Source organism: Oleiphilus sp. HI0128, assembly GCF_001635365.1.
The window spans coordinates 1-711 of sequence record NZ_LWGG01001472.1; the positions used below are offsets into that span (position 1 = coordinate 1).

Annotated in this window: 2 protein-coding genes; one reads left to right on the top strand and one right to left on the bottom strand. The window is 44.7% G+C overall.

Features of this window, described 5'->3' with window-relative positions; translation table 11 throughout:
* The coding region (locus A3763_RS24350; RefSeq protein WP_197483096.1) for a hypothetical protein at positions 1–219 on the bottom strand (219 nt) is incomplete at its 3' end.
* A gap of 261 nt (positions 220–480) precedes the next feature.
* On the opposite strand from A3763_RS24350, the gene A3763_RS24355 reads away from it, so the two are divergent.
* Positions 481–711: SDR family NAD(P)-dependent oxidoreductase (locus A3763_RS24355; protein ID WP_156495308.1), on the top strand; the 231-nt coding region annotated here is incomplete at its 3' end.

A 711-nucleotide genomic window follows, 5' to 3' on the forward strand; every position in this document is an offset into this window, starting at 1 on the left:
ATCTTTGGTTTTTAGCTGTGGAACTTTAAGCCGGTCCGGGTCTTCTTGTATATCTTTTAAGGCGAGCGCTTTCGGGCAAATATGGCCTTTGCTTAACGGGTCATCAGGATCGCCCTTTATAGAGATAATCTGTGCGTCTTCAACTTTGATCGCGACACCGCACATTGCTTCACAAAGGTTGCAGGTGCGGTAATGAGTAAAAGCGTCTGAGCTAGGCATAGATTTGATCCGTCATTGAATGGGTGCTAAGAGTGAATGTACACCACTATTGTTGTTATTGAACAGCTAGTCAGGATTATATGCCTGCCATAAACGAGAAGTCTAGACGATTAGAACTATTCATAGACTTACTGCTTTGTGAATCCCGCTTTGTTGCCTCCTTAATGATTTGGGCTTGGCTATTGTGCTAGGCTTTCGTCTGCACAATATATGAACTTCTCCATTTGAAGATGACCGCAGCAACTGTAGGGTAGGCTAGCAATGAATAAAACAATCGTAATAACCGGAGCCAGTGATGGTATTGGCAAGGCCTTGGCATGGGAGATGGCAAAGCGAGGTTATGATCTTGGTCTTAGCGCACGTAGAGAAACCCTGCTGCAATCATTAAAAGCCGAGATCCATAAAGCCTACCCTGAAGCAAGGATAGAAATAGCGCGGCTTGATGTCACTGATACTTCGCAGGTGGATGAGGTGATTAAGGGCTTTCAATCT